At 46.4% G+C, this 6,372-nt stretch carries 7 protein-coding genes and 4 tRNA genes; 8 read left to right on the top strand and 3 right to left on the bottom strand.

Annotation, left to right across the window (positions count from 1 at the left end):
- Positions 1–333 precede the first annotated feature (333 nt).
- The 3 genes from MD588_RS25785 to MD588_RS25775 form a co-directional block, all read right to left on the bottom strand.
- Positions 334–963 (bottom strand): nicotinamidase, encoded by a 630-nt coding sequence (locus tag MD588_RS25785; RefSeq protein ID WP_265700815.1) that lies wholly within the window; start codon positions 961–963, stop codon positions 334–336.
- An 11-nt stretch (positions 964–974) separates the two neighbouring features.
- Complete coding sequence (gene pssA / locus MD588_RS25780; RefSeq protein WP_265700814.1) at positions 975–2,324, bottom strand: CDP-diacylglycerol--serine O-phosphatidyltransferase; 1,350 nt, start codon at positions 2,322–2,324, stop codon at positions 975–977.
- A gap of 128 nt (positions 2,325–2,452) precedes the next feature.
- Positions 2,453–2,878 (bottom strand): GNAT family N-acetyltransferase, encoded by a 426-nt coding sequence (locus MD588_RS25775; RefSeq protein WP_265700812.1) that lies wholly within the window; start codon positions 2,876–2,878, stop codon positions 2,453–2,455.
- 75 nt (positions 2,879–2,953) lie between these two features.
- On the opposite strand from MD588_RS25775, the gene murB reads away from it, so the two are divergent.
- From murB to MD588_RS25735, 8 genes are all read left to right on the top strand, one after another.
- Positions 2,954–3,994, top strand: a complete 1,041-nt coding sequence (gene murB, locus MD588_RS25770; protein WP_265700810.1) for a UDP-N-acetylmuramate dehydrogenase — start codon at positions 2,954–2,956, stop codon at positions 3,992–3,994.
- Positions 3,991–4,953, top strand: a complete 963-nt coding sequence (gene birA / locus MD588_RS25765) for a bifunctional biotin--[acetyl-CoA-carboxylase] ligase/biotin operon repressor BirA (RefSeq protein WP_265700808.1) — start codon at positions 3,991–3,993, stop codon at positions 4,951–4,953. Before murB ends, birA begins: the two co-directional genes overlap by 4 nt.
- The gene (locus tag MD588_RS25760) at positions 4,953–5,684 is read left to right on the top strand and encodes a type III pantothenate kinase (RefSeq protein ID WP_265700807.1); all 732 of its coding nucleotides are present in this window, start codon (positions 4,953–4,955) and stop codon (positions 5,682–5,684) included. The genes birA and MD588_RS25760 overlap by 1 nt, the downstream gene beginning before the upstream one ends.
- 95 nt (positions 5,685–5,779) lie before the next feature.
- A tRNA-Thr gene (locus MD588_RS25755) sits at positions 5,780–5,855 on the top strand.
- Between the two features lie 19 nt (positions 5,856–5,874).
- Positions 5,875–5,959 (top strand) — tRNA-Tyr (locus MD588_RS25750).
- 38 nt (positions 5,960–5,997) lie between these two features.
- Positions 5,998–6,072 (top strand) — tRNA-Gly (locus MD588_RS25745).
- Positions 6,073–6,084: 12 nt separating this feature from the next.
- Positions 6,085–6,160 (top strand) — tRNA-Thr (locus MD588_RS25740).
- 104 nt (positions 6,161–6,264) lie between these two features.
- Positions 6,265–6,372, top strand: a 108-nt coding sequence (locus MD588_RS25735; RefSeq protein ID WP_265700816.1) for a GTP-binding protein, incomplete at its 3' end; no start/stop codon positions are given.

Here is a 6,372-nt window from a genome sequence, read left to right as displayed (position 1 = left end):
TACAGTAAAGAAGGCCATCCGAAAGGATGGCCTTTTTTCGTTTATCTGCTTTTTAAATTGAGCAGATCTAAGCATGGTGTGCGGCTTGAGTTTAATCTTAAACAGACTGTACAGAGTGATACCGCTAGCCTGATAGCCATTAAGATTGATGGATATACGTTAGATTGACCAGAAATTGTCACGGTAGGAGTTCTCAGCGGCTTGAACTTTAAACTGCGTTGAAAGAGGTAGATATTTTCTCTTAGCAGGGATAATTAGTTCTGAGGGCGTTGTAGGTCGATAAAAGGATAAAGGATATAGCTAATAAAAAAGCCTCCGTTGGAGGCTTTTTTATTAAACCAATGGGATTAACTCTTCTGTCTCTTGAACAAGAAGGATCCCAGCTTCGGTCATTGCCCGACAACTTGAGGCTGTTGTATCAGGTGCGATCCCCCGGCAAGCTGATAGGTTTACAATCACCTTAAATTTCCCAGTCTCTTGCAACTGTAAGGCCGTGGTTTTTACACAGTAGTCTGTAGCAAGGCCACCGACAATAATTGTTGTTACCTTTTTGCACTCGAGCCATTCAATCAAGCCCGTACTCAGCTTTTCTTGAAGATCGTGATAGCAGGCCCCGTAGGGGTGAAGATCTGGCTCGATCCCTTTCCAAATTACATGATCGTAGTTAGTGACTGCTGGCAGTCCAGGAATGGTGTCAAACCCAGTTGTACCTGGAACAGCGTGTGAGACCCAAGTTAAATCAGCATTAGGGTGAGGAAGCGGCTGAAGCATCTCCTCATGACTATCAACCACCCAGAGAGCGTTGGCTGGGTGTGCATCTTTGGTCAAGACGCGAAAATCAGCCAGCTCTGCCTGCGCATTAAGAGCTGATGCAATGAGATCACCTTCCGGTACTGGTAGCTCCTCTGGACATAGAGGGCTGAAAGTACGTTGTGGATCAACATCTATGGCGGCGATAGTCATGCTATTGCTCCCTATAGGATCTGATTAAGGATGTGATCTGCTTTAATTCTACGGATCCGCTTAATCAGTTTTCGTACTGGTGCCGGATAGGTATCAACTTTCTCGATAAACTTGTAACTGCCTACCAGTTGAGTATGGCTTAAAATACAGTCGAGTTCTTGCTGTTTCTGCTCAGCCAGGAGTTGGCTCTTGTCATGTACCAAGATGGCATTTTCCAAGTCTAGCTTCCAAGCTCTCGGATTGAGGTTATTACCGGTGATCAGCATATAACTGCGGTCTACCCAGATCCCTTTGAGATGGAAACTGTTATCACCATGCTTCCATAGGTGGATAGCTAACTGACGACGAGCAATTGCCGCTTCGTTCTGTTTCGCGAAGTTACGAAGATTAACTTCATACAGATAAGGCAGGCCAGCAATTGTTTTAAATGGTTCGCTAGGCGGGATATAAAAGTCATTTGCCGTTTTATCGCCAACAACAATAGTCACCTTTACACCGCGACGGATTGCCCTTTTAACTTCACGGCTAATAATGCGTGGAAAGTTAAAATAAGGTGTGCAGATAGTCAGTTCTTTCTGGGCACTAGCAATCAAGGTGCAGATATGTTGATTCAGCTTATTCTTCTTTTTACCCAGACCGATAAGTGGTGTCAGGCCAACTTGATTGTTAGCAACAGATTCTGGAGCAAAAGAATAGCTCGCACGCTGTAGCTGAGTGCGAAGATCCTTGATGGCACCTTTTAAGGCTTTGGTTTCAGGCCGAATTGGTTGACTCAGGCAATTGACCGCTTCACTACTGGCTAAAGTGCCATTGATGAAGTTTGCCATACTGTCAGCAAGATGGGCATTTTGTATCACGTGATAGCGGTCATAACGGTAACGCTGGTGCTGTGCAAGATACACATCATTTAGGCTAGCGCCGCTATAGATAACCTTACCATCAATTACGAAGCCTTTTAGATGGAGGACACCGAAGACTTCCCTATTACGTACCGGGACACCCAGTACATCGATATGATGTTGGTATTTCTCGGCGAACTCTCGATATAGTGCGGCATTTCCATCGGATTTCGCTGCACCAATGAGCCCACGCTGAGCGCGGTGCCAGTCAACAAGTACTTTAATGTCTAACTCAGGGTTTGCTTGCTTCGCTTCATAAAGCGCAGTCAGAATTCCCCGGCCCGCCTCATCATCTTGCAGATATAGTGCAACAAGATAAATACGCTGTTTAGCTTGGGTGATTTCCTGGTGTAGACGTTCGCGGAAAGATCCTGCATCTAGAAGTGTCTCTAAATCTTCCGGCTTGTGTGCAATACATGGCAATTGCTCGATGCGCTGCCTGTTAGCAATAGCTGAATCCATTATCGCCTCGTTTACGCGACCTATATTAGATAAATCTGTTAATTAAGAGGGCAATTATACCAGAAAATTATCTGATTCCATGTATACCAATATTGGCTTATGTCACGGAAGGGGTGAATAACTGTAAATTAGTGTTGATAACACATAGGTGTTAGATCTTTACCACTTAGTCGATAGCGCTTAATCCGGCTGGCCAAAGACTCGGGTAAGTCGCTGTCTGATATCACTACAAATCCGGCGTCCTGATATAACTTCTCTAGATGGCTAAAGGCAAAGCAAAAGCATGGCAAATCAGTTGTTTGTTCATTTATGGCCGTAAGTAGCTGTTTGGCGATGCCATTGCCTCGAAGATCTGGATGGACCAACATGCCGGTGAGCAGTTGGAAATGTTCAAATTGCTTAAATCTGACACAACTTATTATTCCGCTGCTATTTTCTCCTACCCAGATGATTTCATCCTTTTTGGCTTTTCCTGCCGGATAATGGGATTTATAGAAGCGGTTGATCAATGGGAAACGTAGAGGTTCTAAAGGGTGGAAACTAATCTTGCTCATTGGAAAACACTGCGTAGTTAGGATGAATCAGTTAAAATGCACCCAATAGTATAAAAGGTATGGTTCGATATTAGCATGAAAGTTTTGCAAGAAAGGTCACTGGCACCTTTTCACACCTTCGGTATCGAGGTAACGGCTAATCATATTGTTGTTGCTGAATCCGCGGAGGATCTGGTGGCAATTTGGCAGGATGAGCAGTATCTGGCTTTACCGAAACTGATTGTCGGCCAGGGTAGTAATTTACTGTTTTGTGAAGATTATGCCGGCGTGATTGTGTTAAACCGGATTGCCGGAATTGAAATAACTGAAACGGCTGAAAGCTATCAGTTGCATGTTGGAGCCGGTGAAGACTGGCATCAATTAGTAAGGTCGACAGTTGAAAATAAGATGCCGGGGCTGGAAAATCTTGCTTTGATCCCCGGTTGCGTAGGTTCGTCACCCATCCAGAATATTGGCGCTTATGGTGTTGAGCTGAAAGATGTTTGCCAGTACGTTGATGTTGTTGAGCTGAATACTGGCAAATTATCCCGTATTCTGGCTTCTGATTGTCAGTTCGGTTATCGCGATTCTATTTTCAAACATGCATTGAAAAATACCCATGCTATCGTTGCTGTAGGGTTGAAACTACCTAAGGTTTGGCAACCTAATGTCAGCTATGGTCCTTTGATGCAGTTTAATACCGATACGGTAACGGCATTAGAGATCTTTGAGGAGGTTTGCCGAATCCGCCAACAGAAGTTGCCAGATCCTAACGTACTTGGTAATGCCGGTAGCTTTTTCAAAAACCCTATTGTGGCCTCTGCCAAACGAGCGCAATTAATGATGGCTTATCCAAACATGCCAAGTTATGAAATGGCAGATGGCAGCTATAAGCTGGCTGCTGGCTGGCTTATTGATCAATGTGGCTTGAAGGGCTATCAGGTTGGTGGTGCGAAGGTGCACGAACAACAAGCACTCGTGCTGGTTAACTATGGACAGGCAACGGCCAGGGATGTTTTAAAGCTCGCCAGCGAAGTTGTCTTACAGGTGAAAGATAAGTTTGGTGTTTGCTTGGAGCATGAAGTCCGTTTTATGGCGGCAGCTCAAGAAACAAAATTGGCCGAGGTTATGTCATGAGGGATCACTCAACGCGTTTGGCTTTAGTGGCCATGCTGGCAGACGGAAAATTCCACTCTGGTGAGGCTCTGGGTGAATCTCTTGGAATTTCCCGTGCAGCAATAAGTAAACATATCAATCAATTACAGAGTTGGGGGCTAGACGTTTACCGCGTGCAGGGTAAAGGCTATAGCCTGGCATCAAAATTGGAACTGCTTGATTGCGATAAAATTTCAGCTCAGGTAAAGTGCCCGAACTTAGATCTCATACCTGTTATCGATTCGACCAATCAGTTTTTATTAGACCGGGTTGGCCAGTTACCTCAAGGCTCTGTTTGCCTGGCTGAATACCAAGAAGCTGGCCGAGGGCGCCGGGGAAGGCAGTGGCTGTCACCGTTTGGTAGCAACTTATATCTATCGATGTATTGGCGTCTTGACGCTGGAATGGCTGCTGCTATGGGGCTGAGCCTAGTCGTGGGCGTTGCTATTGCAGAAGCCTTGCAGTCATTGGGGGCAGACGAGATTAAAGTCAAATGGCCTAATGACTTGTACTTCCGGGATAAGAAGCTAGCCGGTATTCTGATTGAGATGACGGGCCAAACCGGCGATGCTGCTCATCTGGTTATCGGTATGGGGCTTAACGTTGCCATGACGGAGCAGGAAGGCACAGAGATCGACCAGGATTGGACCAATTTGGCTCAGGCCTGTGAAGGCCTACCTGAACGAAATCAACTGGCAGCAACATTGATCCAGCAGTTGCACAATACACTTGAGCAGTATGAGCAAGTGGGGCTCGATGGCTTTATTACACGTTGGAATCGACTTGATAACTTTTTGGATCGCCCTGTCAAACTATTGATTGGTGAACGCGTGGTCGAAGGAATCTCCCGCGGAATCAATAATCAGGGGGCGTTATTATTGGAAACCGAACAAGGTATAACGCCTTATATCGGTGGTGAAATCAGCCTTAGAGGTTGTTAATGCAATTATTAATTGAAGCGGGTAACACCTATGTAAAAGTTGCCCAACTATTTGACGATGGCAACTTTGAGCTCTTGGGACGTTATCCAAGCCGCAAGCTGGAGATGGTTCTGGAGCCGCTGTTAGAGAAAGGAATCAACAGAATCGTCTTTGCCAGTGTTGGGCCGGTTGAAGTTGACAACTCTATCCAACGGATCGCGCAGTTGGCCAATATCCCGGTAATGCAGGTGAAAACGCTGCGCAAAGATTTTGGTGTAAAGAACGCCTATGCCGAGTACCAGTACCTGGGGGTTGATCGCTGGCTAACGTTGGTGGCTATCCGCCAGGAGTTCAAGAAGCCGACGGTGATCGTGGATATTGGCACGGCGCTGACATTTGATGTGTTGTCCGAAGATGGCAAGCACCTTGGCGGCTGGATTGCCCCTGGTTATCAGTTAATGATGAAGTCAGTACTGGAAAATACCACCAAGGTGTTCTCTGACCGGGAACATAGCGATGCAATTACTTTTGCCGACAATACGGCAGATGGACTGAAGAACGGGTGCCGGGCGGCACTGCTGGGGTTGATCGAGTATGGTTTGAGCCAGGCAAGAGATAAGCTCAAGGCCGAGCCGGAAGTGATCCTTTGTGGGGGTGGTGTTCGCCACTTGCCCGTGTCTTGGGCAAAGCATTATCGTCACCGCTCGGAGCTAGTCGTGGAAGGTCTTGCTTTGTATGCAAAATGCCGTTAACGGTTAAAGTTGCATCAATCGCAAAAAAAAACAAAAAAAACGATACAAAGGTATTGCAAGGGCTATCAGCATTCTCTAGAATGCGCAGCACTTAAGCCGACTTAGCTCAGTAGGTAGAGCAACTGACTTGTAATCAGTAGGTCACCAGTTCGATTCCGGTAGTCGGCACCAGTTTTATTGCAATACCCCTGGAGGGGTTCCCGAGTGGCCAAAGGGATCAGACTGTAAATCTGACGGCTCCGCCTTCGAAGGTTCGAATCCTTCCCCCTCCACCATTTTCAAAAGATTGAATAGCTCTACGAGTTACGAGTTTGCGGGCATCGTATAATGGCTATTACCTCAGCCTTCCAAGCTGATGATGCGGGTTCGATTCCCGCTGCCCGCTCCACACTTCTTGTGTGCTGATATAGCTCAGTCGGTAGAGCGCACCCTTGGTAAGGGTGAGGTCGGCAGTTCAAATCTGCCTATCAGCACCACTCTCTCTCCAAGTCACTTCAGTCCTTTTGATATATACTCTACAAACCCATGATTGGTTGTGTGGTCGTAATGCCACCAAATGCCGTGCCTAGAGGGACTACCCATGTCTAAAGAAAAATTTGAACGCGTAAAACCGCACGTTAACGTTGGTACTATCGGCCACGTTGACCACGGTAAAACAACTCTAACTGCTGCTATCTGTACTGTACTG

Source organism: Photobacterium obscurum, assembly GCF_026191635.1.
Classification (GTDB): domain Bacteria; phylum Pseudomonadota; class Gammaproteobacteria; order Enterobacterales; family Vibrionaceae; genus Photobacterium; species Photobacterium obscurum.
Note: the sequence above shows the minus strand (reverse complement) of the source record. Positions and strands in the feature narration are given on the sequence as shown.